Below are 23,608 nucleotides of genomic sequence, written 5' to 3' on the forward strand. Positions count from 1 at the left end.
TTGGCATGCAAAATGCTTAGTTAATTACAGGTCGAAGACGACCATAAATTTTAAAGACGGCCAACGATGTCCGTTCTGATCGAATTTGTGAGTGCAACCGTACACACAAAGAAGTTACGTTCAGTCGGAGTGAAGGTCATGTCTTTATTTTTATTGCATAAAAAAGTTACATCTGAATTAACTAATTTTTCAGTTCCAGCGATGCGAGCCTTCTCTATGAGGGGGCTCGCTTTTTTTATTTCTTTTTATGATTTTGCTGTGCATTGGGTGTCATTAACGAGTAGGAAAAATGGATTCCAAGCAGCTACATGCTTTGTGAGATTGATTCATTTCTCAATAGAGCACAAAGCAAAAGAACAATGTCTATTTGAGAACGGAATAACGCAGCTTAAAAGCAACGTGATTTGAGGAGAAACACTATGAAATTGGTAATGATTGGTCATGGTATGGTGGGCCACAAATTCATCGAAGCCATTTTAGAAAAAGCAGATGATGAATTGGAAATCACGATTCTTGCAGAAGAACCTCGTATCGCATATGACCGCGTACATTTGACTGAATACTTCTCAGGGAAATCGGCAAAAGATTTATCCTTAGCACGTTTTGATTTTGCCGATGCGTATGGCATTGACCTGCGTTTAAATACTAAAGCAGTGGCGATTGATACGACTGCACAAAACGTAACAACCAATCATGGTGATGTGATTAGCTATGACAAGTTGGTGCTGGCGACTGGTTCATATGCATTTGTTCCGCCAATTCCGGGTAATGACCGTGAAAACTGTTTTGTTTACCGTACGATTGAAGACTTAGACGCGATTCGTGCAGCGAGTCTTAATGCAAAAACAGGTGTAGTGATTGGTGGTGGTTTACTTGGACTTGAAGCTGCAAAAGCTTTACGCGACCTAGAATTGGAAACACATGTTGTTGAGTTTGCGCCACGTTTGATGGCAGTTCAAATTGATGACTTAGGGGGCAAGGTTTTACGCCGTAAAATTGAAGATTTAGGTGTAAAAGTCCATACACAAAAAGCGACTCAGTCTATTGAGTCTGGTGTAAATACCACTCATGTGATGAAGTTCGCCGACGGTAGTGAACTCGAAACTGATGTGATTTTATTCTCTGCGGGGATTCGTCCGCGTGATGAGCTTGCACGTAATAGTGGACTCGCGATTGGTGAGCGTGGCGGTATCGTCATTAATGATTACTGCCAAACTTCAGATCAAAACATTTATGCCATTGGTGAATGTGCGCTTTGGCAAAATAAAATTTATGGCTTGGTTGCACCGGGCTATGACATGGCGCGGATTGCAGCAAAACACATTTTAGATGAAGAGTGTCATTGCTTTGCTGGCGCAGACATGAGCACCAAGTTGAAACTGATGGGTGTTGATGTTGCTTCTGTCGGTGATGCACATGCCATGACCCCAGGTGCATTAAGCTATTTCTATGCAGATGAACATGCACTGGTTTATAAAAAGATTGTTGTAAATGCCGACAAAACCAAATTGCTTGGCGCGGTTTTAGTGGGCGATGCAAAAGAGTACAACGACCTTTTACAAATGATGTTAAATGGTCTGGCTTTACCGGAAGTGCCTGAAAGTTTAATCATGCCGGGTTTTGAACAATCAGGAGCAAAATCTGGTGGCAGCGGAGTCGATTTGCTGCCAGACAGCGCGACTATTTGTTCATGTAACAATGTATCAAAAGCAGACATCTGCCAAGCAATTAGCGATGGTTCGACTTCTTTAGGTGCATTAAAGAAATGCACCAAAGCAGCAACAGCATGTGGTGGTTGTGCACCATTAGTGACTCAAGTATTGAAGTCAGAGTTACAACGTCAAGGTGTGACTGTTAACAATCACATTTGCGAACACTTCCCGTACTCGCGTCAAGAGTTGTATCACTTGGTTCGTGTCAATGAAATTAAGACATTCGATGATTTGATTCATCAACATGGTCATGGTCTAGGGTGTGATATTTGTAAACCTGCTGCCGCAAATATTTTGGCATCTTGCTGGAACGATTTCGTACTTGAGCCAAGTCATGCAGGCTTACAAGACAGTAATGACTACTATTTGGGTAACATTCAAAAAGATGGCTCTTACTCAATTGTACCGCGTATGGCAGGTGGGGAAGTCACTCCGGATGGCTTAATTGCGATTGGCCAAATTGCGAAGAAATATAACTTGTACACCAAAATTACTGGTGGTCAACGTGTTGATATGTTTGGCGCGCAAGTTCATGAGCTTCCATTTATTTGGGAAGAGTTAAATGCTGCGGGCTTCGAGTCTGGTCATGCCTATGGTAAGTCGTTACGTACAGTGAAATCTTGTGTGGGTAGCACATGGTGCCGTTACGGGGTAGACAATTCAGTTGGTTTAGCGATTGAGCTTGAAAACCGCTACAAAGGTTTGCGTTCACCACATAAATTAAAAATGGCAGTGTCTGGATGTACGCGTGAGTGTGCGGAAGCACAAAGCAAAGACGTGGGTATTATCGCGACCGAAAAAGGTTGGAACCTTTATGTATGTGGTAACGGTGGTATGAAACCACGCCATGCAGAGTTACTTGCATCTGACCTTGATAAAGCAACGCTCATTCGTTATATCGACCGTTTCTATATGTTCTACATTCAAACTGCAGACCGTTTACAACGTACCAGTGTATGGCGCGACAACATGGAAGGCGGTCTAGATTACCTTAAATCTGTAGTTGTTGATGATTCTCTTGGGTTGGCTGCCGAGCTTGAGCGCCGTATGGAACACATCATTGGAACATACCAAGACGAATGGCGTACAGCTGTCGAGAACCCAGAAGTTCGTAAGCGCTTCCAGACTTATATCAATGCAGATGAACAGGCCGATCCACACATTCAATTTACAACTGAGCGTGGTCAAATTCGTCCATTAACTGAAGCTGAACGTTCAGAAGACCGCATTCCAATGGTTGAAGCATAAAGGAGAACTTATATGAATATTGTACAAGACAAAAATATGCTTCCTGATGATCAATGGATTGACGTTTGTGCCCTCGATGATTTAACCCCAAACACGGGTGCAGGAGCGCTAGTGGGTGGTCAAGCGGTTGCAATCTTCCGTGTGGGGCATGAAAAACGTGTTTATGTACTGAGCAATAAAGATCCGTTTAGCCAAGCGAATGTGATGAGCCGCGGGATTATTGGTGATTTACAAGGCGAACGAGTCGTTGCATCACCAATTTATAAACAACATTTCAGTTTAGCTACGGGCCGTTGTTTAGAAGATAAAGACCAAAAATTGGCGGTTTATCCGAGCAAAATTGTTGATGGCCGTGTTTGGGTCAACGCGGTGCCGCAAAAAACTTATATTACCAATACAGGTGTATCACAAGACAAACTTAGACTGGTGCTGATCGGAAATGGTTTGGCAGGGATGCGTTGTCTAGAAGATTTACTTGATATGGCACCAGACCGTTATGAAGTTACGGTGATTGGTGAAGAACCGTGGGGCAACTACAACCGTATTATGTTGTCTCCGGTTTTATCGGGTGAAAAAACCATTGAAGACATTATGTTGCATCCACCGAAGTGGTACGACGATAAAGGCATTAAATTTATTGCTGGCGATAAAGCCGTAAAAATTGATCGTCCCCGTAAAGTGGTTTACACCGAAAAAGGCCAGACAGTTGATTATGACCGTTTGATTCTGGCAACAGGCTCGGCACCATTTATTCCACCAGTTCAAGGTGTTGACCTAAAAGGGGTGTTAACTTTCCGCGATATTTATGACGTTAACACCATGATTGAATACTGTGGTTCAAAAACCAACGCCGTGGTGATTGGCGGTGGTTTACTTGGTTTAGAAGCAGCGTACGGTTTAAAACAACGCGGTATGAATGTGACTGTGCTGCATTTAATGGACCGTATTATGGAACGCCAACTTGATGGGCGTGCGAGTCAATTACTTCGTCATAGCATTGAGCAAAAAGGCATTCAAATCATTACCGAAGCTAATACCGAAGCGTTAATCGGTGATGAAAACGGTCATGTCAAACAAATCCGTTTGAAAGATGGCACAGTGTTAGATGCTGACCTTGTGGTGTTTGCTGTAGGTATCCGTCCGAATATTGCTTTGGCGCAAAGTGCTGGTCTACGTTGCAATCGAGGGGTGTTGGTGAATGACACCATGCAAACGTTTGATCCAAGTATTTATGCGGTGGGTGAGTGTATCGAACATCGTGGACAGACCTTTGGTTTAGTTGAGCCACTATGGGGGCAAGCTTTTATTTGCGCGACCCATTTAGCAGAACACGGCAGCTTAACTTTTAAAGCGCCAACCGTACCGACTCAGTTAAAGGTGAGTGGAGTCGATGTATTCTCTGCGGGCAATTTTGAACCGAAAGATGATTATGAAGACATTATTCTGAACGATGAAAAACGCCAGATTTATAAGCGTATTATCATTCAAAGCGATCGAGTAATCGGTGCAGTACTGTTCGGTGATACTGAAGATGGCATGTGGTATGCAGAGTTAATTGCAGATCAAACTCCTGTTTCTTCATTTAGAAATAAGCTGCTATTTGGTCGAGATTTTGCATTAAAAAATGCAGGCTAAATAGGGAAAGGAGCAGTTATGAATAGTATTCCAAGCGTTGAAATCGATAGCTCCGACCATGTTGCAAAAACAACTAAAACAACATGTCCATATTGCGGTGTAGGTTGTGGTGTTAGTGTAAACGTTCAACAAAAACCTCAAGGACCTGTGGTGCAAGTTGAGGGGGATGCTGAGCATCCTTCCAACTTTGGACGCTTATGTATTAAAGGTAGCCGTCTTGCGGATACTTTGGGGTTAGAAACACGTCTACTTCAACCGATGTTTGGTCGTAAGCCACATCGGACTGTAACCACATGGGATGCAGCAATCAATAAAATTGCCGATAAATTCCAGTCTTGTATCGATCAATATGGTCGTGACAGCATTGCATTTTATGTTTCAGGTCAGCTTTTGACTGAAGACTATTATGTGGTGAACAAGTTTGTAAAAGGCTATTTAGGCACTGCAAATATCGATACCAACTCACGCCTTTGCATGTCATCTGCAGTGGCAGGTCACAAACGTAGTTTCGGTGAAGATATTGTGCCTGCAAGTTATGAAGATTTTGAACATGCAGATATGGTGGTTTTGGTTGGTTCCAATACCGCATGGTGCCATCCTGTGCTGTATCAGCGGATTATGCAGGCTAAAAGCCACAATTCAGATATGTTTGTTGTGGTGATTGACCCACGTTTTACCAGTACTTGTGAGCAAGCGGATTTACATTTACCGATTTTACCGGGCCAAGATGTCGCATTGTTTAACGGACTATTCCAATATCTATATCAAAATGGTCATGCCGATCAGGCCTTTGTGGATGCCTATACTGAAGGTTTGCAAGAGGTTTTGGTAAGTAGTCAGCAAGAAACGGATATTGCCTATGTTGCCAAACGCAGTGGTATTTCTTTAGACAAATTACAGCAGTTCTTTGAGAAATTTGCGCAGACTGAAAAGGTAATCACGCTATTTTCAATGGGTGTGAATCAATCAAGTCAGGGCGTAAATAAGGCCAACAGTATTATTAATTGTCATTTACTAACAGGCAAAATTGGTAAGCTTGGTGCTGCACCATTTTCGATGACAGGTCAGCCCAATGCGATGGGTGGTCGAGAAGTGGGTGGCTTAGCCAATATGCTGGCTGCGCATATGGATCTGGATAATCCACTACATCAAAAAGTAGTGCAGACCTTTTGGGATAGCCCATTTATTGCAACTCAAGCTGGCTTAAAAGCAGTTGATTTATTCCGTGCCGTTGAAGCTGGAAAAATTAAAGCCATCTGGATTATGGCGACAAATCCTGTCGTGAGTCTGCCAGATGCCGATCAGGTGAAACGTGCTTTAGAAAAATGCGAATTGGTCGTTGTGTCAGATATCTCTGCCGATACCGATACTACAGCTTACGCCGATGTGTTACTTCCAGCTTTAGGTTGGGGTGAAAAGGACGGTACAGTAACCAATTCCGAACGCCGTATTTCACGTCAACGTGCTTTTTTACCTGCGCCGGGTGAAGCAAAAGCAGATTGGTGGTCAGTGAGCCAAATTGCGAAAAAATTAGGCTTTAAAGGTTTTGACTTTAATAGTGCTGTTGATATTTTCAATGAACATGCGGCTTTGTCAGCACAAGATAATGCGGACATTAAAACACGTGAACAAACTGATACGTTTCGTTATTTCAACTTAAAAGGTTTAATGAACCTAAGTGCTGCTGAGTATGACGCTCTACAACCAGTGCAATGGCCAGTCTGGAGTAAAAACCAAGACGCTAAAGCTGTTCAACAACTGTTTGGCAATGGCCAGTTTAGTCATAAAAATACCAAGGCAAAATTGATTCCGACTGTTGCAATTAATCCGGTACATGCAATTTCAGAAGATTATCCGCTCATTTTGAACACGGGGCGTATTCGTGATCAATGGCATACCATGACCCGTACTGGTTTGTCGCCAAATTTAACCAGTCATCGTGCTGAACCATTCTGTGAGATTCATCCGAGTGATGCATTGAAGTTTGGCGTGCGTGATCAAGGCTTGGTAGAAGTTCGTTCGAAATGGGGCAGTTGTGTACTGCGCGTGACATTCTCATCAGGTGTCCGTCGTGGGCAAATTTTTGCACCGATTCACTGGACTGAACAGGTCGCATCCGACGCGCGTATTGGTAAAGTCGTGAATCCAGAAGTTGATGCAATTTCAGGTGAGCCCGAGTTCAAACATACGCCTGTAACTATTCAGCCGTTCTATACCACTTGGCAAGGTGTGCTCTATATTCGTGAAGGATACGATTCGCATATTCAAGAATCGCTACATCACTGTGCATGGTGGACTAAAGTCAAAATGGTGAAAACCAATCGCTATGAACTTGCAGACCGCCAAACTTTTCATGATACTCAAAAGAATCTGAAAAGCTTTTTGCCATTTGCCGATGAAACCTTTGAATGGTTAAGCATAGAAGATATTTCTTCACAACTGAGCCATAGTATTATTTTGAAAGATGGCATTGTAATTGCAAGTCTATATATTGCACCGCCAGATTTATTGCCAGACCGTGACTGGGTAGCAAGTCTGTTTAAACGAGAACGTTTGAGCGCCTTGCACCGTAAAGCTTTACTAGCAGGTATGCCAATGTCGGCTGCCAATAATGATGGGCCTTTGGTGTGTAGTTGTTTTAAAGTAGGTAAGAATAAAATTATCGAAGCAATAAAAACACAAAACATTACCCATGAAAAACAGGTCACTGCTTGTTTAAAAGCTGGTGGCAATTGTGGATCATGTTTACCTGAAATCCGTGGCTTAATTAAAGCTTGCCAGCAAGAGGTAGAAGTGTGAATAAGGGATATCCCATAACTGATCTGGTCATTCTGGCGGGTGGACAAGCCCGCCGTATGAATGGTTTAAATAAGCTGTTGCAGCAATTTGATGGCGATACGCAACTTCTTAAGATTCATCAAAAGCTAAAATCTTCAGTATCTGAAATTTGGGTGAATAGTCATCGCGATTATTCAATCTATCAAAGTATTGTGCCTGATATTAAATGTTTTCAAGATGATGCTTCTGGCTTTTTCGGTCCACTGATGGGAATGAAAAGCGCGTGGTCTCACGTACGAGCAGATTATGTTTTGTTTATTCCTTGTGATGTGACCTACATACCTACGCAAGTCGTTGCGAAATTACACAGCACACTTCGCAAAAATAAACAGGCTCAGGCAGCTTACGTTTCAATTAACGGAGATGCTTTATACCCATTTTGTTTGTTAAAACGTGAAAGTCTAGAGGTTTTAGAGCAGCAAATTGATAAGCAACAATTGAGTTTAAAAAATTGCTTTAAACTTTTACATGCACAAGTAGCCATTTTTCAAAAGCAGAACTTATTTTTTCATAGCATTAATTCTTTAGATGAACTTCAACAATACAAACAAATTAAAGCATTTAAAGAGATTTTTTCGACAAATTAGAACTTCAATCATATCGATTTAAAATTTACATTGATAATCTGAAATCATTTTTTAAATTTTGAGTTATTGACTGTTTAGAATCTAAGTTCTATTTTGGAACTTGTTATTTTCATTCTAGCCAGATGTATAAAAATAAACGGAGCCAGAAAATGATGGATGCAGCTCAGCAAAGTAAAACAGATGTGACCGCATGTATTTTATGTTCAAGAAACTGCGGTTTGAGCGTAGAAATTAAAGATAACCAATTTGTCAAAATTAAAGGTAATCCTGAGCATCCATTTTCTCAAGGTTACATTTGCCAAAAAGCCGCAAGATTACAGCATTACCAGAAACATGCAGACCGTTTAACCGCACCTTTAAAACGCCAACCAGATGGCTCGTTTCAAGAAATTAGTTGGGATGTGGCGATACAAGAAATTGCCAATCAATTGGTTCAGATTAGAGATAAATTTGGCGGCACTGCTTTTGCTTCGGTTGGGGGCGGTGGTCAAGGCAATCATTTAGGTGCAGCATATGGTCGGCAGCTTTTGTTGGCCATGAAAAGTTATTATGCATATAACTCACTTGCCCAAGAAAAAACAGGTGATTTCTGGCTCAATGGCCGCCTGTTCGGTAGTCAGGCTTGCCATACTACAGAAGATGTTGAACATGCAGATTACGTACTTTTTATTGGAACGAACCCGTTTCAGGCACATGGTATTCCCAACGCACGAGACACGCTAAAACATATTAAGAAAGATCCCAACCGAACCATGGTGGTGTTCGACCCGCGTGTTACCGAAACAGCAAAACAAGCAGACATTCACGTGCAGCTAAAACCGGGAACAGATGCTTTTTTAATGTCGGCCATGATTGCAATCATTATTAAAGAAAAGCTTTATGATGCAGCGTTTATTGAGCAGCATACACATGGGTTTGAAGAAGTAAAAGCTGCATTTAATCATGTCCCGATTGAAGACTATATTGCTAAAGCTGATGTACCTGTCGATTTGATTTATCAGGTTGTTCGAGATTTTTCAAAGGCAAAAAGAGGCTGTGTACGTATCGATTTAGGTATTCAACATACTTTGAATACAACATTAAATGGTTATTTAGAAAAGCTTTTATACTTACTGACAGGGAACTTTGGAAAACAGGGTACCAATAATTTGCATACCATGTTTATTCCAATTTTGACCGATACGGATGAAAGAAAACCAAAATATCGACGTAGCGTTTATCATAAAATGTTCCCGATTTCCGGGTTTTTCCCACCTAATATTTTACCCGATGAAATCCTTAAAGCAGGGGAAAAGCGAATTCGTGCTGTGTTTGTAGATAGTTGTAATCCACTATTAACTTACCCTGACACACCTGCCTTTAAGGAAGCATTTAAAGCCTTAGATTTGTTGGTGGTAGTTGATGTTGCGATTACAGAAACCGCGAGACTCGCCGACTATATTTTGCCTGCTCATACTCAGTTTGAAAAATGGGAATTTACTGGTTTTAACTTGGAATTTCCTAAGAATGGTTTTCACCTGCGTCATCCCGTATTGGCTGCTCAAGCAAACACTTTACCGGAAGCCGAAATTTATACTCGATTACTGGAAGCAATGAATGCTATTCCGAAGAATTTTCCAATTCTAGAAAAAATAGCTGCGGTCGACTCGAAAAAAACAGCCTACTTACCCTACTTGTCGGCGCTAGGACTTACCTTGGCACGCCATAAAAAATATATCCCTTTTGCTGCCTCTATCATTTATCGAACTCTTGGCAAACGACTTGGCAATTCTGCAGATTCAGTTGCTTTTTTATTGCCGCTATCTATTCAATATGCTGCTTTACATACCAAAGCAGTACGGCGTGCAGGTTATAAAGGTAATCCGTTAACACAAGGTGTCAAACTATTTGAGCAGATATTAAAGCAACGTTCAGGTATGGTTTTATCGCAACATGAATATGACGAAGTCTGGAAACTGGTAGCTTATAAAGATAAGAAAATACGTCTTGCAATTCCCGAGATGTTAAGTGAACTCGCAAGCTTGAAAAGCCATAACGTTAATGTTGAAGAGTTTCCTTTCATCCTTTTGTCAGGTGAACGCCGTAGTTACAATGCCAACCAAATTTACCGTGACCCTGCTTGGCGAAAAGTAGATGCAGAAGGTGCACTGCGTATTCATCCTGAAGATGCAAGACACTTAAATGTAGATGCAGGAGGGCAGCTTAAATGTATCTCAGCGCATGGAGAAATTCAGGTAGCTATTGAGTTGGATGATGGGATGAGAAGAGGTGTTGTATCACTTCCACATGGCTATGGTATGCGATTTCAAAATGGTGAACCAATTGGACCACAATTAAATTTACTTATTTCTGCTGAACATTGTGATCCATTGTCGAAAACGCCGTACCATAAATATGTACCCATCCGTCTAGAAAAGTGTTAGAAATAGAATCAAGTAAAACATAGATTTTACCGTGCTAACTCGAGATTTATTTTTTAATTGTTCTTAAGGTAGTGCCGTGAAAAGTCTATAAAAAATTTAAATATTATGGAAAATAAGTAGAGCTGGAATAAATTTTGCAATTAAAGATCAAAGCACTATTAAGATGCAATTTTTTGTATTTGATTGTTCATAATCGGTGCTCGCAAGATTTGAAATGTTCTCGATATGAGTGCAAATGATGAAACAATATCACTCTGAAAATGCGCCAAGCCTTCTGCAAGATCAATATGGGCGTATCAAGCGTAAGTTACGAATTTCTGTAACTGATCGCTGTAATTTTAAGTGTGTATATTGCATGCCTGAGCATCCAGAATGGTTAAATAAACAAGACTTGCTTAGTTTTGAAGCGCTCTTTCTGTTTTGTCATTTTATGGTGCAGCAAGGTATCGAGAGTATTCGCATTACGGGTGGTGAACCATTAATGCGTCAAGGCATTGTTCATTTTGTTCGTGATTTGCAAGCCTTAAAAGCATTAGGTTTAAAACGTATATCGATGACTACCAATGGTCATTACCTTGCTAAATACGCTAAACAACTAAAAGACGCTGGATTAGATGATTTAAACATTAGTTTAGATAGTCTTGATTCAATTCAATTTAAAGAGCTCACTAAGAAAAAGTTAGAACCAGTTCTTGAGGGTATTCAAGCTGCTAAAGATGCAGGACTGCCTTTTAAAATTAACTGCGTATTAATGAAAGATAAAAATGATGATCAAATCTTACCTATGGTGAAGTGGTCAATTGCTCATCATATTCCTTTACGTTTTATCGAGTTTATGCCGCTTGATGGTGATGCACTTTGGTCAAATAAAGATGTGGTAAGCGAGGCTGAAATTTTACAGGTATTGCAACCGTATTATTCGGTACAAGTGATCGAGCAGCAACATGAGCCAGCGCGTCAATATCTAATTAACGATAGCTACCATTTAGGAATTATTTCCACAATTACGCATTCATTTTGTCATCAATGTGACCGTATACGACTTACCGCAAAAGGCGAACTATATAACTGTTTATTTGCGCCGCAAGGTTTAAATATTAAGCCTCAGCTTCAAGTACTGGTAAGCAAACAACATAGCCCAGAATACGGTATATATATCCAAAATTTAAAGAATTTGGTTCATCCTTATATCTGGCATAAAGCAAAAGGTTTCCATGCCTTACAACATCAACAAACCCGTAAAATCAGCATGCATATGCTTGGGGGATAAATGCAACAATCTATCCAAATTAAAGTCGAAGCATTTGGTGCAATTGAAAAATTGCTTCCTGAAAATCTTTTGTTAGTTTGTCCTAATCATAGTTTGGTTAAAGATGTATTGGATGAAATTATTTTATTGCATCCGGAATCTACAAAAGCCATGGAAAAATGTGCATGTGCAATTGGTGACAATGTCATAACTAGACAAACTGTCTTAAGTGAGCCATGCACTTTGGTTTTATTATCACCCGTTGCTGGAGGATGAATCATGAAAGAGTTCGCAAGAATACAAGAGCAGGCTTTAAGTCTAGATACTTTTGATCCGATTCAATCTTTTCCTGAATGTGGCGGTATTGATATTTTTATGGGTACGGTTCGTAATCACCACGAAGGTAAAGCGGTAAAGGCGCTGAAATATACATCTTATAAACCGCTTGCAGAAAAAATGATACGTGAAATTGAACTGGAAATTGAGAAAAAGTATCAGGTATCTTATGTGCGAGTGGTTCATCGAATTGGATATCTGGATGTTGGTGAAACTGCCATTATTGCGATTGCGTATGCAGCCCATCGTCGTGAAGCTTTTCAAGCATGTGAGGAAGCAGTCGAACGGGTAAAACATGAAGTGCCTGTCTTTAAAGAAGAGTTCTTTACAGATGGCACAAGTCATTATGTAGAGGGCTGTTGTATTCGTAAGGATGCACCGCACGAACACAAACACAAACATCACCATCATCATGCCGGCCATGAGCACTCACACTGAAATATGTAACACTAGGATAAATAATGAAAAACGTAGGAATGAAGCCGGAAAGTTATCGTGTTGCCGAAGCACAAGCGATTTTATATGCACCACCGCACTGTATTGAACTATTAAGACAAGGAAACACGGAAAAAGGTGATGCCCTAAAAACAGCACGTGTTGCAGGAATTTTGGCAGCCAAACGAACTGATGAGCTGATTCCACTATGTCATCCGCTACCGATTTATAGGGCAGATGTTGAATATGAATTGGAAAATGACTTTGTAAAAATTATTGCTGTTGTTGAAACTATTGGTCCAACTGGCGTAGAAATGGAAGCTTTAACGGCGGCAAGCCTTGCAGGCTTAACTATCTATGACATGTTAAAGCCTCATTGTGAACCAGAAGAACTCTGGATGGATCAATGTAAACTACTGAAGAAAAAAGGCGGAAAATCCCATTTTAAACGGGTATTGCGTCAGCCTGTTTCGGCTGCGGTTATTGTCTTGTCAGACACCGTAGCAGCGGGTAGAAAGCCGGATACTGCTGGAAAATCTGTGGTTGAAACTTTAACTGAAGCTGGCTTTGATCCGATCCATTACCAAATTTTGCCCGATGAAGCAGATGATCTGAAAGAATTGGTTTTAGAACTCACCAAATCGTATGCTTGTATTATGACCGTGGGTGGGACAGGAATTGGTAAGCGTGACATTACAGTTGATACGCTAGAGCCTCTTTTAGAACGTAAATTAGATGGCTTAATGGAAGCCGCTCGCTCATTTGGACAAAAACGCACGCCATATGCTGCTATGTCACGCGGAGTAGCAGGGTTTATTGACCGTTCGTTAGTAGTGACATTACCGGGAAGCCGTGGTGGAGCAAGTGAGTCAATGGCTGCTATTTTACCCGCATTAGTCCATATTTTTGATGTTTGCCGTGATTTACCACATCCGGGAGGCTATGAATAATGTCAGGTTGTGGCGCTGAGCGTGGATTAATCAGTATAGATGAAGCGCTAGATTTAGTTATTAATAAGCCTAAAAACTTAAGCTCTATTCAAAAGACTCTAACAAATAGCCTAAGTAGCTATCTTGCGAAAGAGATTTACTCTGAAATTAATCTACCTAGCTTTTCTCAAAGTGCAGTAGATGGTTATGCACTTTGTAGCCATGCAGAAGATTTGAATAATCAAAAGTTCCAAGTCACAGGTGAGATTCGTGCCGGAAGTGAGAGTCACGACATACTCGGTGAAGGTCAGGCAATTCGTATATTTACGGGCGGCAAAATTCCTGAAGGGACAACGCATGTAGCTCGACAAGAAATCGTATCGGTTATTTCGGCCCAAGAAATTTGTTTAACGGAACATATACGTCCTCAAGCCGATATCCGCTTTACTGGAGAGGAAATCCAGCAAGGGCAGTTGCTTGCTCAAGTAGGACAACTTTTGAATATTGGAAGTTTGGCTGCTTTAAGTATGGCGGGTGTGCAAACCGTTGAAGTCTATCGTGCACCGAAAGTCGCTGTTTTGATCACGGGTGATGAAGTTGCCGAAACAGTAGAAGATCTAGCTGAAGGTAAAGTCTTTGATGCAAATGGCCCATTACTAAAAGCTTGGTTTGAAGATTATGGTTTAGATATCGAACTCATTCACGTAGCAGATGAAGCAGAGCAGGTCACCCATTACTTTAATCAACTAAAAGACAGCCATGATGTTGTTATAACGACTGGCGGAGTGTCGGTAGGAGACTACGACTTTGTACGGCCCTGTGCTTTCGAAGTTGGGTTTGAACAAATCTTTTGGAAAGTTAAACAAAAACCGGGTAAACCTTTATTCTTTGCCGAATACCATAATTCACAAACCCAACATTCTTGCTATTTGTTAGGCTTACCGGGCAATCCAGCTGCGGTATATGTCGCAATGCAAATTTACGGAAAATCTTTGCTTGATGCATTGCAGGGCAATAGACGCGGACCAGAATGGTTTACCGCAATTTTAGAGCATGATTTAAAAGAAGATACACGTGAGCGTTTTTTACGAATGTATGCTTATTTTGATGCAGGACAACTTAGGGTAAAAGGTTTGGCCAAGCAGCAGTCCCATATGCTGAGTAATCTTATGCAAGCCAATTGTCTAGTCCGTATTCCTGCGAGTACAAAACTAGCATCAGGAACTGTGCTAAAGGGAATCTTTATTTCAAATTAACTTATAAATAAGCTGAATATAATTAATCCATACGGATGAATTAATTATATTTTATATCTATTTTTAGTGACTGTTATTTTAAAAAATAAGCTTTATAAATATACTGAAAACTTATTTCTAAGCTCTATATTGCATATAAGATATTAAGTGGTTTAGGGTATAAATAATATGGCAAATAGGCCAGTTTTATATTGAGGAAAGCATAAAGATGAAATGGGATGACATCGGTGATCAGCCTTGTTCAGTTGCCCGCATGCTATCAGTGATTGGTGATCGATGGACGATGCTAATATTACGTAATGCTTTTATGGGAATTCGCCGTTTTGATGATTTTCAAAAATCATTAGGTGTCACTCGTCATGTCCTTTCTGATCGCTTAAAAAGGTTGGTTGAATACGAAATTTTAGTCAAAGCTCCTTATTTTGACCGTCAGGAGCGTTTTGAATATCGTCTCACTGATAAAGGCTTTGAGCTTTATCCAATTATCTTATCTATGGCGAACTGGGCAGATAAATGGATGGATCAAGGTTTAGGTAAACCTTTGGAATATCGTCATAAAGCTTGCGGTCATAAATTTGAACCAGTCATGGTTTGTTCGGTCTGCCGCGAACCTTTACATGCAAAACAAGTTCAAGTTTCGGCTGGACCAGGCTACTTTGCTTATATGGAACAAAAGAAAAAACAAGCTTAAAGTTCTTTATTTAGAGACTCTTGCTGAAGTGCTTCTGTAAGAGTCTTATAAATATAATCATGGTTTGATTGGGTAATATTAAAACGGATAAATTGACCTGCCGATTGTGCTTGACTAAAGGCATTACCCGGGGCGAGAATCACTTCTCGATTCAGGCAAAACTGAGCAATCTTCGCTGCATCTATTCCTTCGGGTAAACGACACCACACAAAAATTCCAGCCTTGGGTTCAATCCACGGTTCTATCCCAATCGATTTAAGTTTCGCGATAGTTTCTTGCATGGCTTGAGCTAAACGAACTTTTAATAAATCTAAATGCTTACGGTATGAACCATCGGTTAAAGCTGTGTGTAAAATCTTGGCTGAGAGTCCATTGTGAGAAAAACTGGTAGCAATTTTTAAATCGGTAATCTGATCAATCCATTCTGGTTTCGCAATAATGTAGCCGCAGCGAATAGAGGCAGAGAGCGTTTTAGAGAAACTTCCAATAAAAATCACGCGTGAAAGGTTGTCTAGGGCTGCAAGTCGTGGAGCTGGAGTATATTCAAAATCCGAGAATATATCGTCTTCAATCACAATTAAATTAGATTGATCAATCAACTTCAGTAATTGATGAGCTGTCGAGAGTGAAAGCGTTGCGCCAGTGGGGTTATGTATTCCTGAATTTGTAATATAAAGCCGAGGATTATAGATCTCAATCGCTTCTTTAAATGCCTCTAAGTCTGGGCCATTTGGAGTGTATGGAATACCAATAACTTTAACTTGATGAACTTTAAGTAGAGCATGAAAATTAAAGTAACATGGGTCATCAATTAGAACTACATCATCTGGTTTAAGTAAAAAACGACAAACCAGATCAATAGCTTGAGTGCCTGAATCGGTTAGAACAACTTGATTGAGATTTGCCTCTATACCTTTATTTTGTGCTCGCCTAGCCAGTAAATCTCTTAATACGGGCAGCCCTAACGGTGAAGAATAACCCATTAAACTATCATCTTCACTTCGTGTAACAGATCTTAATGCTTTGCGGATACTTTCAAGTGGCATCCAGTCATTAGGTAACCAACCACAACCGGGCTTAAACGCATCAGGTTCTGCCTCTAAAGACTGACGTGAAATCCATAACGGATCTATTGAGCGATCTAGTTTGGGTCCTAATTCACTTAAGTCTAAAGGAGCAAGTGGTGCCACTACATAAAAGCCGGAACCACTACGTGATTCAATTTTACCTAGGGCAATTAATCGCTCGTAAGCTTCGACAACCGTAGAAATAGAAAAACCTAAATCTTTGGCCAACTTGCGCACAGAGGGGAGTCGAGTTCCCGGAGTTAAAGAGCGATTCTTAATTTGTTGTTCAATCTGTGAAATAACAAGTTCGATTTTTGTTTTTGTCTGGTTCACGTTAATTATCTCGACTGTACTGCTCATTTATACATAACAGTTTTTTAAAATTGTACTGCTTTGTATCTGGTTTTGACACCATATCACAGCTTAAATTCTTCGTATAGTTGTGGAGAATAATATGCAAAAGTTTATGAACGGTTGGGTAAATGGTTTTATTGGGGTTGCAATTTTTGCAGGTTCATTACCGGCTACCCGTGTTGCGGTAACAGGTTTTGAGCCTGGTTTTCTAACAGCAGCAAGAGCTGTCATTGCAGGAGTTTTGGGTTTAATTCTTATCTTTTTGCTTAAGGAAAAAAGACCTGCGAAGCAAGATTGGTGGCCACTGGCTATTGTAGCTTTAGGCGTTGTAGTTGGGTTTCCCTTATTTACTGCGCTTGCTCTACAGTATATGAACGCAGCCCACTCGATTGTCTTTGTTAGCCTTCTACCGCTCGCTACTGCCATATTTGCAGTAGTGAGAGGTGGAGAAAAACCAAATTTATTTTTTTGGATATTTGCAATTTTAGGCAGTCTGGTTGTTTTTATCTATATGTTCTTTTTGTCGGGTGAAGCATCTTTTGGCATCGGCGATTTATACATGCTTGTTGCAATTATTTTGTGCGGATTTGGCTATGCAGAAGGAGGAGTACTTTCGAAAAAAATAGGTGGATGGCAAGTGATTTGTTGGGCGCTTATTTTAGCTTTACCAATTATGCTGCTTGCCACTCTTTTTTATATGCCCGTTTCCTTTCAAGATGTATCTACATCGGCGGTAGCAGGGCTGATTTATGTATCTTTATTTAGTATGCTCATCGGGTTCTTTTTCTGGTACAAAGGACTTGCACAAGGCGGTATTGCTGCAATTAGCCAGCTACAGCTTTTACAACCATTAATGGGACTCGCGATTGCCGCACTTTTATTACATGAACATGTAAGTTGGTCGATGTTAATGGTAACGGCAGTAACAATTTTATGTGTCGCTGCCGCTAAAAAATTCGCATAAAAATTTATAAACAATTTGCCGGTTTAGGAATACCTGCCAAGCGACTGAGATGGCGAGCAACTAAACCGGTATTAAATTTTTGCTGTAAAACAGCATTATTAATATCTGGACTGACGGTTTTCATTAAAAACTTAATTAGAGGGCGTGTTGCAGGAGAGTGCCCAAATTGTTGATAAAATTGGCGAACCGCAGCTAAAACTTCAAAATGCCAATCTGTTAATTCAAGATCGAGAGATTTGGCGAGTTCCTGTGCAACTTCGGGATTCCAAATCGTATAGTCGACTAAATGACCATCTTGATCTAATTCTAAATTCATAAAAATGAGCCTAACAATATTACTTCAAAGAAATGCATCGATTAAATTGTAAAACCAGATCCGCAAACTGGTCATAGTTTAATACCTTAACGTGAGCTAAGGTTTCTGCATCAATTAAATCTTTTTCATGAGCTAAACAAGAAACTGAGCCAAACTGTTGACAAATGCTTATAGAAAGCTGTGCGGTTGAATCGCCCATAAAAACAATCTGATCATCTTGATGAAAAAGCTTTTCAAGTTCTTCAATAATACGAGGGGTATGGTGATAAGAAGCTTGCACCAGATAAAGTGTTGATTGCGTCATTAAATTTACACCTTTATCTACCAATATAAGACATGATCGAAAGATTGGATAAGTTCAGTATCTAACTGAACAAACTCTAGCTCCTGCTCACTGTTTTGAACAAAAGGATGCTGTTTGTTTTTGGTCTCAACAAGGATTGGACTTAAGTCATAAAACTCAAAGCTATCCACCATGTTTGAAGCAATTTTAAAAGCATGCTGCAACTGATCAAAGTTATGTTCATTTTGTAAGAGGCTAAGAGCTGCATCTTTCAATAATACTTTGACTGGTGAGCCAAAGGTTGCTAAAACCATAGTAGCGGCGAGGCTTTCATTGACTTGTAGGCTGGTTAGATTGGCTTGGGTCAAAATAACGAGTACAGTTTTCACACAATATACCTTTTAAAAGCAACAATCTAAGTTAACAAAGTAACTTAGAATTGAAGAAGACGAGAGGCTGACTGTACTGCATCAGCAAGTTCACCTAGTCCAACCAACTCAAAGTTGTTCGCTAGGTTATGATGACTAAGTTGATGGCGACTCGCATTTTCTGCATCGGTAATCCCGCGTGCAAGAGCAGCGCTGACACACACAGGAAGTCGGATCGCGAGCTTTTGCCATTCATGCGTTAAATTACGCTGGTCGTCAGGAACCCACTGAAAGTCATTCGCAACTTGAACGCCATCTTGGTAAAAGAATACACGAAAGTCTTCATTTTTACTTTTGAGTGCCTGAGCAAGGCCCAGTGCATGCCAAGCATGGATTGAAGTAGGAGCAGAGGTTATTAGTAGTAATGTACTCATTGAGAATTCACTATGGTCATACGTCTAAATGGGCGTAGATACATTAAGAGAAAGGTAAGTATACAATGATTTTAGTGACAGGTGGTTTAGGCTTTATCGGTTCACACATTGCTTTGAGTCTGTTGGCTCAAGGCCAAGAAGTGGTTATTGTCGATAATTTGGCTAACTCGACCTTGCAAACGCTTGAGCGGTTAGAATACATCTCTGGTATGTACGTTCCGTTTGTTAAACTTGATGTACGTAATACACCTGCATTGAACAAAGTATTTGAACAGTACTCAATCGATGCAGTCATTCACACAGCTGGTTTTAAATCTATTGAAGAGTCTAATTTAAAACCGCTCGAATATTACAACGATAATGTCAGTTGCATTATGAGCCTATTGCGTGCGATGCAACGTACAGGCGTTCGTCATTTCATTCATTTATCTAGCTTGGCCGTCTATGGAAAATCTGGTTTGCAGTTAAGCGAAACAGAAGATTTCAACTACGGTTATCCTAATCCATATATCAAATCTCAACAGATGATTGAAGAAATCATTAGAGATACTCATAAAATTGATCATGAATGGAAAATTGCGATCTTACGCCTATCAAATATTGTAGGTGCCTTTGAGCATGGTGTATTAGGTGAGTATGTTGCGCAGCTCCCTAAAAATATTGTACCGCTTGCACTGCAAGTGGCAGCGATGCAGCGTGATTTAATTGAATTACAAGATCAGGTTTCGACCGAAGACCATACCGTGGAACGTAGCTTTCTACATGTGTTAGATGTATGTGACGCGGTAAGTGCAACTCTACTATGGCTACGTGATCAAACCCATTGCTGTGAAGCATTTAATATTGCACATGACCAAGTACATTCAATTCGTCAGTTATTGGATGAAATTTCACAAGTGACCCAAGCTGAAATTCCGACACAATCGGCAATTTATAAGCATGAAGAGTTGGCTCAACTTGGTGCAAATATAGGAAAAGCAAAAACTTTATTACAGTGGGATCCAAAACGAACTTTAAAGCAAATGATTGAAGATGAGTGGAGATTCTATCAAAATACATTAAATGGAAGATAAGATAATGATTCTTATTTACAATAATGGAATGCTTGAGTACGATACTAAAATTAACTAGCCAAAGCAAAAATTGCTTCAGCCCGTGAGTTCTTTAACCAGATAACCGAGGTTTCTATGCAAACACGAATTGAACATGACACTATGGGTGAAATTGAAGTTCCAAATGAAGCACTGTGGGGAGCACAAACCCAACGTAGCTTACAGAACTTCAAAATCGGGCAGGAGCGTTTACCCCGTGCCATCATTCGAGCGATGGGATTGGTAAAAAAAGCAGCAGCAATGACCAATGCCGAGTTAGGACAGTTACCACAAGATTTAAGTCAATACATTGTGGGAGCTGCCGAAGAAGTGATTGCAGGAAAATGGGATTCACAGTTCCCACTCGTAGTTTGGCAAACAGGTTCTGGTACGCAAAGCAACATGAACTGTAATGAAGTGATTGCCAATATTGCCAACCAAAAATTAGGCGAAGCACTGGGTGCACAAAAACCAGTACATCCAAATGATCATGTCAATCGTGCACAGTCTACCAATGACTCATTTCCAACGGCTATTCACGTTGCGGCAAGTTTGCAAATCAATGAATTACTGATTCCAGCTGTAGAACAGCTTAAAGCGACTTTGCAGAAGAAGTCCGATGAATTTCAAGATATTGTTAAAATTGGCCGTACTCATTTGCAGGATGCCACGCCATTAACCTTAGGCCAAGAATTTAGCGGTTATGTTTCTCAGCTTGAGCATGGTTTAGTACGCTTACAACAAGCCTTAACTGGTTTGTATGAGTTGCCATTGGGTGGTACAGCAGTAGGAACTGGGTTAAATGCTCATCCTGACTATGCTGTTAAGGCCGCAGCTCAGCTTGCAGCTTTAACGGGTCTGCCATTTGTTACCGCTCCTAATAAATTTGAAGCACTTGCAGGGCGTGATGCTGCTGTTTTTGCATCAGGCGCATTAAAAACTTTAGCAGTAAGCTTAAATAAGATTGCCAATGATATTCGTTGGTTGGCAAGTGGCCCACGCTGTGGTTTTGGTGAAATTCGCATTCCTGAAAATGAACCAGGCTCAAGCATTATGCCGGGTAAAGTGAACCCAACTCAAAGTGAAGCAATGACCATGGTGGTTGCACAAGTGCTTGGCAACGATACCACTATTAATGTCGCTGGTGCTTCTGGTAACTTCGAGTTAAACGTATTTATGCCAGTGATTGCTTATAATTTATTGCAATCAATTCAGCTTCTTGGCGATGCATGCAATAGTTTTAATGATCATTGTGCGGTTGGAATTGAACCTAATCGAGATAAAATTGATCACTTCTTGCATAACTCTCTCATGTTAGTTACTGCATTGAATCCAGTTATTGGTTATGAAAACTCTGCAAAAGTAGCGAAAACTGCTTATAAAGAGAATAAGACTTTAAAACAAGTGGCTGTTGAGCTTGGTTTAGTAACAGCAGAACAATTTGATGAAGTCGTTAAACCTGAAAAAATGGTTTCGCCAAATAGTAAATAAGCGGTCTATATAGCCATCAGCAGTATCATTTTGTATTGAATGTACAGTACTACTGATGGCTATTATGTTTACACATTAAATCTAGAGCTTTTCATATGTGCTCTAACGTATAGGTTGAAAATAAAAACTACACTAGTAGATCTTCTATATATTCCCAACCATTTGCTTTCATTTCTTTAAATTTTCTTTTTAGTTCTTCTTTCGTATATTCGTGCGCGTCTTTTGCTAAAAGAACATGATATGAATTAGAGACTGGATCTATAGTCACCTCTGTAATTTCTATAGGTACGATTACACCATTTTCGGTCAAACCAAGATCGGTAAAGCACATTCCTTTTAGTGGAATAACGCTGCATTCATATTCTTTCGAAATAAAGTAATGATTTGAATACGTTGAATAGGTACGTGAAGCGCGGATCTTCATTGATCTCTCCTTTATGTGTAGAGAAGATCTGGATAGTCTGGCGTCTTTTAACAGTTAAAACTGTTTAATTTTTATTGCTTATTTACTATGAATCTTTGTTATTTAAAGTTTTTTTAACAATCTATATCAAAACTATTATAGAAGCCCTCGACTAAAAGAAGGCTTCAAAATATATAAAAGCTTATTTTAAAATTTTGTAAACTTTCTCTTTGTATTCATCATTGGAAATAACCCCTTTATCGTATTGTTGTTTTAATGACCTATATTGTTGAATACGAATATCCCTTTTAAGACCTATATCATCATGATTTCTAATATAGTAGAGACTTCGGTCATGATCACTCATATTCACAGTTGGATCAGGAGAGTGGGAGTAAGTATTTTGTGGTTTCTCATCTTGGTATTGTTTGGCAATTTCAAAAAAATCTACTTTTTGCTTGCGTGAATCGGAGTGAAAAGGATTGTGTTGTGATTCGCTAAACTTATGATTTGAATTATTATTTACTTCAAGCATACTTCTATGGCGATTCGATTCTTGTTCATAAAATTCTTGCTTAATTGGCGAAGTCATCGTTTCAGAAAATACAGAAGAAGAAAAAGTACTCATACTTAAAAATAATAAAATTAACTGTGATCTATTCATTTCTTTGGGAGCCAGATGAAATTGAGTAAATCACTGTATTGTAACATTAAATCTTAATAAGAGGCTGAGTTTTAGTATATTTAACACTCACTCACTTTTTGAGCGACTGATTTATATAAGCGTTTTTGCAAAGTTACTTGAATTTAATTTTTCTTATATATCTTAATCAAACCAACTTAGAGTTGAATAAGCTGCCATAATTGTTAAAATGCCCACCTTATCCTGTTTTTGTATTGTTTTTAATTTGCATTTATTTTGCGATATAGAGATTAAATACATAATAAACAGTTGCTTAGCTAAGGATTTTTTGAATGCTCTCGATTTATTTAACAGATACTCAACAACATGTGCAGTTTAATGATTACCCAAGTGATCAGCCTGTTAAATTTCTGTTAAATCTTAAAAAGATTTTTCCAAGTACTGGTGATTTACTGTTACCTGTTTTGCCTGAAGATAATGATTTGGAAAACGTAACTTGGGAATCAACGACAAAAGACTTTGAAATTTTCAAAAAATTGTTGTCAGGTTGGGGTGTTATTGAGCTTCGTTTAAATGCAATCACTACATATAAAGATAAAAATTTTGCAAATGAGTTAATTAAACAAGCTCAAGTGAAACGTAAAAAAATAGCACAAAAAAATCATCAGCTTTCTTTAGTTGCGTTGGATTATATTTTTATGCACGAAATTCATGCATTGATTGATGCTGAGTTGGTCACAATTGGTGAGAAGTTTTATTTACCAACCTTGCGAGAGCAATGGAAAGGTCTAGTTTCTGACCAAGTGCTCGAAGGAAAGCTCTAATAAATTACAAAAGGTGAATTTAAATAATTCA

23 protein-coding genes are annotated in these 23,608 nt (G+C 39.6%); 16 read left to right on the top strand and 7 right to left on the bottom strand.

The window, feature by feature from the left end:
* Positions 1-66 precede the first annotated feature (66 nt).
* The 12 genes from ACIF8R_RS02700 to ACIF8R_RS02755 all read left to right on the top strand — a co-directional run bounded on the left by ACIF8R_RS02700 (position 67) and on the right by ACIF8R_RS02755 (position 15,339).
* Entirely contained in the window at positions 67-408 is a 342-nt protein-coding gene (locus ACIF8R_RS02700; RefSeq protein WP_396478906.1) for a hypothetical protein, read from the top strand.
* Positions 409-419: 11 nt separating this feature from the next.
* Positions 420-2,960 (top strand): nitrite reductase large subunit NirB, encoded by a 2,541-nt coding sequence (nirB, locus tag ACIF8R_RS02705; RefSeq protein WP_396478908.1) that lies wholly within the window; start codon positions 420-422, stop codon positions 2,958-2,960.
* Between the two features lie 12 nt (positions 2,961-2,972).
* Complete coding sequence (gene nirD / locus ACIF8R_RS02710; protein WP_031960704.1) at positions 2,973-4,595, top strand: nitrite reductase small subunit NirD; 1,623 nt, start codon at positions 2,973-2,975, stop codon at positions 4,593-4,595.
* An 18-nt stretch (positions 4,596-4,613) separates the two neighbouring features.
* A complete protein-coding gene (locus tag ACIF8R_RS02715; protein WP_396478910.1) occupies positions 4,614-7,394 on the top strand; it encodes a molybdopterin-dependent oxidoreductase in 2,781 nt (926 codons plus the stop codon).
* Entirely contained in the window at positions 7,391-8,020 is a 630-nt protein-coding gene (locus tag ACIF8R_RS02720) for a molybdenum cofactor guanylyltransferase (protein WP_191001496.1), read from the top strand. The genes ACIF8R_RS02715 and ACIF8R_RS02720 overlap by 4 nt, the downstream gene beginning before the upstream one ends.
* Before the next feature lie 149 nt (positions 8,021-8,169).
* Positions 8,170-10,443 carry a molybdopterin-dependent oxidoreductase gene (locus ACIF8R_RS02725; RefSeq protein ID WP_396478912.1) on the top strand — a complete coding sequence of 758 codons (2,274 nt, stop codon included), beginning with the start codon at positions 8,170-8,172 and terminating at the stop codon, positions 10,441-10,443.
* A 229-nt stretch (positions 10,444-10,672) separates the two neighbouring features.
* The gene (gene moaA / locus ACIF8R_RS02730) at positions 10,673-11,713 is read left to right on the top strand and encodes a GTP 3',8-cyclase MoaA (protein ID WP_396478914.1); all 1,041 of its coding nucleotides are present in this window, start codon (positions 10,673-10,675) and stop codon (positions 11,711-11,713) included.
* Positions 11,714-11,968, top strand: coding sequence for a MoaD/ThiS family protein (locus ACIF8R_RS02735; protein WP_002049630.1), 255 nt, complete (start codon positions 11,714-11,716; stop codon positions 11,966-11,968).
* Between the two features lie 3 nt (positions 11,969-11,971).
* On the top strand, positions 11,972-12,466 hold the full coding sequence (locus tag ACIF8R_RS02740) for a molybdenum cofactor biosynthesis protein MoaE (protein WP_396478916.1): 495 nt from the start codon (positions 11,972-11,974) through the stop codon (positions 12,464-12,466).
* Positions 12,467-12,489: 23 nt separating this feature from the next.
* Positions 12,490-13,413 carry a bifunctional molybdenum cofactor biosynthesis protein MoaC/MoaB gene (gene moaCB, locus ACIF8R_RS02745; protein WP_004708369.1) on the top strand — a complete coding sequence of 308 codons (924 nt, stop codon included), beginning with the start codon at positions 12,490-12,492 and terminating at the stop codon, positions 13,411-13,413.
* Positions 13,413-14,648: a molybdopterin molybdotransferase MoeA gene (locus ACIF8R_RS02750; RefSeq protein WP_032048184.1), complete on the top strand. Its 1,236-nt coding sequence runs from the start codon at positions 13,413-13,415 to the stop codon at positions 14,646-14,648. The genes moaCB and ACIF8R_RS02750 overlap by 1 nt, the downstream gene beginning before the upstream one ends.
* A 208-nt stretch (positions 14,649-14,856) precedes the next feature.
* Positions 14,857-15,339, top strand: coding sequence for a helix-turn-helix domain-containing protein (locus ACIF8R_RS02755; RefSeq protein WP_049066221.1), 483 nt, complete (start codon positions 14,857-14,859; stop codon positions 15,337-15,339).
* Here the strand turns inward: ACIF8R_RS02755 and ACIF8R_RS02760 are convergent.
* The gene (locus tag ACIF8R_RS02760; protein WP_396478919.1) at positions 15,336-16,739 is read right to left on the bottom strand and encodes a PLP-dependent aminotransferase family protein; all 1,404 of its coding nucleotides are present in this window, start codon (positions 16,737-16,739) and stop codon (positions 15,336-15,338) included. The genes ACIF8R_RS02755 and ACIF8R_RS02760 overlap by 4 nt on opposite strands.
* 121 nt (positions 16,740-16,860) lie before the next feature.
* Here ACIF8R_RS02760 and ACIF8R_RS02765 point away from each other — a divergent pair, with 121 nt between their 5' ends.
* The gene (locus ACIF8R_RS02765) at positions 16,861-17,724 is read left to right on the top strand and encodes a DMT family transporter (RefSeq protein WP_031982826.1); all 864 of its coding nucleotides are present in this window, start codon (positions 16,861-16,863) and stop codon (positions 17,722-17,724) included.
* A 4-nt stretch (positions 17,725-17,728) separates the two neighbouring features.
* Here ACIF8R_RS02765 and ACIF8R_RS02770 read toward each other — a convergent pair whose 3' ends face one another.
* The 4 genes from ACIF8R_RS02770 to tusD are packed head-to-tail and all read right to left on the bottom strand — an operon-like array spanning position 17,729 to position 19,125.
* Complete coding sequence (locus ACIF8R_RS02770; RefSeq protein ID WP_001047539.1) at positions 17,729-18,040, bottom strand: TusE/DsrC/DsvC family sulfur relay protein; 312 nt, start codon at positions 18,038-18,040, stop codon at positions 17,729-17,731.
* 19 nt (positions 18,041-18,059) lie between these two features.
* Positions 18,060-18,344, bottom strand: coding sequence for a DsrH like protein (locus ACIF8R_RS02775; RefSeq protein WP_396478921.1), 285 nt, complete (start codon positions 18,342-18,344; stop codon positions 18,060-18,062).
* Between the two features lie 17 nt (positions 18,345-18,361).
* Positions 18,362-18,712 (bottom strand): hypothetical protein, encoded by a 351-nt coding sequence (locus tag ACIF8R_RS02780; RefSeq protein ID WP_000859776.1) that lies wholly within the window; start codon positions 18,710-18,712, stop codon positions 18,362-18,364.
* 44 nt (positions 18,713-18,756) lie between these two features.
* The gene (gene tusD, locus ACIF8R_RS02785) at positions 18,757-19,125 is read right to left on the bottom strand and encodes a sulfurtransferase complex subunit TusD (protein WP_000105718.1); all 369 of its coding nucleotides are present in this window, start codon (positions 19,123-19,125) and stop codon (positions 18,757-18,759) included.
* A gap of 65 nt (positions 19,126-19,190) precedes the next feature.
* On the opposite strand from tusD, the gene galE reads away from it, so the two are divergent.
* Together galE and fumC are read left to right on the top strand one after the other, a co-directional pair.
* Positions 19,191-20,198: a UDP-glucose 4-epimerase GalE gene (gene galE / locus ACIF8R_RS02790; RefSeq protein ID WP_022575597.1), complete on the top strand. Its 1,008-nt coding sequence runs from the start codon at positions 19,191-19,193 to the stop codon at positions 20,196-20,198.
* A 114-nt stretch (positions 20,199-20,312) separates the two neighbouring features.
* Positions 20,313-21,707: a class II fumarate hydratase gene (fumC, locus tag ACIF8R_RS02795; RefSeq protein ID WP_396478924.1), complete on the top strand. Its 1,395-nt coding sequence runs from the start codon at positions 20,313-20,315 to the stop codon at positions 21,705-21,707.
* A 127-nt stretch (positions 21,708-21,834) separates the two neighbouring features.
* On the opposite strand, the gene ACIF8R_RS02800 is transcribed toward fumC, so the two are convergent.
* Complete coding sequence (locus tag ACIF8R_RS02800) at positions 21,835-22,131, bottom strand: hypothetical protein (protein WP_396478926.1); 297 nt, start codon at positions 22,129-22,131, stop codon at positions 21,835-21,837.
* A 181-nt stretch (positions 22,132-22,312) separates the two neighbouring features.
* The gene (locus tag ACIF8R_RS02805; protein WP_396478928.1) at positions 22,313-22,774 is read right to left on the bottom strand and encodes a hypothetical protein; all 462 of its coding nucleotides are present in this window, start codon (positions 22,772-22,774) and stop codon (positions 22,313-22,315) included.
* A 311-nt stretch (positions 22,775-23,085) separates the two neighbouring features.
* Here ACIF8R_RS02805 and ACIF8R_RS02810 point away from each other — a divergent pair, with 311 nt between their 5' ends.
* The gene (locus tag ACIF8R_RS02810; protein ID WP_396478930.1) at positions 23,086-23,577 is read left to right on the top strand and encodes a hypothetical protein; all 492 of its coding nucleotides are present in this window, start codon (positions 23,086-23,088) and stop codon (positions 23,575-23,577) included.
* The last annotated feature ends 31 nt before the right edge of the window (positions 23,578-23,608 follow it).

Origin of the sequence: Acinetobacter sp. ABJ_C4_1 (assembly GCF_044538495.1) — a bacterium.
Lineage (GTDB): Bacteria > Pseudomonadota > Gammaproteobacteria > Pseudomonadales > Moraxellaceae > Acinetobacter > Acinetobacter nosocomialis_A.

Bases quoted from the DNA above. Each gene is read 5' to 3' on its own strand.
- ACIF8R_RS02700 (WP_396478906.1), top strand. From the start codon at position 67: ATGTCCGTTCTGATCGAATTTGTGAGTGCAACCGTACACACAAAGAAG.
- nirB (WP_396478908.1), top strand. From the start codon at position 420: ATGAAATTGGTAATGATTGGTCATGGTATGGTGGGCCACAAATTCATC.
- nirD (WP_031960704.1), top strand. From the start codon at position 2,973: ATGAATATTGTACAAGACAAAAATATGCTTCCTGATGATCAATGGATT.
- ACIF8R_RS02715 (WP_396478910.1), top strand. From the start codon at position 4,614: ATGAATAGTATTCCAAGCGTTGAAATCGATAGCTCCGACCATGTTGCA.
- ACIF8R_RS02725 (WP_396478912.1), top strand. From the start codon at position 8,170: ATGATGGATGCAGCTCAGCAAAGTAAAACAGATGTGACCGCATGTATT.
- ACIF8R_RS02735 (WP_002049630.1), top strand. From the start codon at position 11,714: ATGCAACAATCTATCCAAATTAAAGTCGAAGCATTTGGTGCAATTGAA.
- ACIF8R_RS02740 (WP_396478916.1), top strand. From the start codon at position 11,972: ATGAAAGAGTTCGCAAGAATACAAGAGCAGGCTTTAAGTCTAGATACT.
- moaCB (WP_004708369.1), top strand. From the start codon at position 12,490: ATGAAAAACGTAGGAATGAAGCCGGAAAGTTATCGTGTTGCCGAAGCA.
- ACIF8R_RS02750 (WP_032048184.1), top strand. From the start codon at position 13,413: ATGTCAGGTTGTGGCGCTGAGCGTGGATTAATCAGTATAGATGAAGCG.
- ACIF8R_RS02755 (WP_049066221.1), top strand. From the start codon at position 14,857: ATGAAATGGGATGACATCGGTGATCAGCCTTGTTCAGTTGCCCGCATG.
- ACIF8R_RS02765 (WP_031982826.1), top strand. From the start codon at position 16,861: ATGCAAAAGTTTATGAACGGTTGGGTAAATGGTTTTATTGGGGTTGCA.
- ACIF8R_RS02770 (WP_001047539.1), bottom strand. From the start codon at position 18,040: ATGAATTTAGAATTAGATCAAGATGGTCATTTAGTCGACTATACGATT.
- ACIF8R_RS02775 (WP_396478921.1), bottom strand. From the start codon at position 18,344: ATGACGCAATCAACACTTTATCTGGTGCAAGCTTCTTATCACCATACC.
- tusD (WP_000105718.1), bottom strand. From the start codon at position 19,125: ATGAGTACATTACTACTAATAACCTCTGCTCCTACTTCAATCCATGCT.
- galE (WP_022575597.1), top strand. From the start codon at position 19,191: ATGATTTTAGTGACAGGTGGTTTAGGCTTTATCGGTTCACACATTGCT.
- fumC (WP_396478924.1), top strand. From the start codon at position 20,313: ATGCAAACACGAATTGAACATGACACTATGGGTGAAATTGAAGTTCCA.
- ACIF8R_RS02800 (WP_396478926.1), bottom strand. From the start codon at position 22,131: ATGAAGATCCGCGCTTCACGTACCTATTCAACGTATTCAAATCATTAC.
- ACIF8R_RS02805 (WP_396478928.1), bottom strand. From the start codon at position 22,774: ATGAATAGATCACAGTTAATTTTATTATTTTTAAGTATGAGTACTTTT.
- ACIF8R_RS02810 (WP_396478930.1), top strand. From the start codon at position 23,086: ATGCTCTCGATTTATTTAACAGATACTCAACAACATGTGCAGTTTAAT.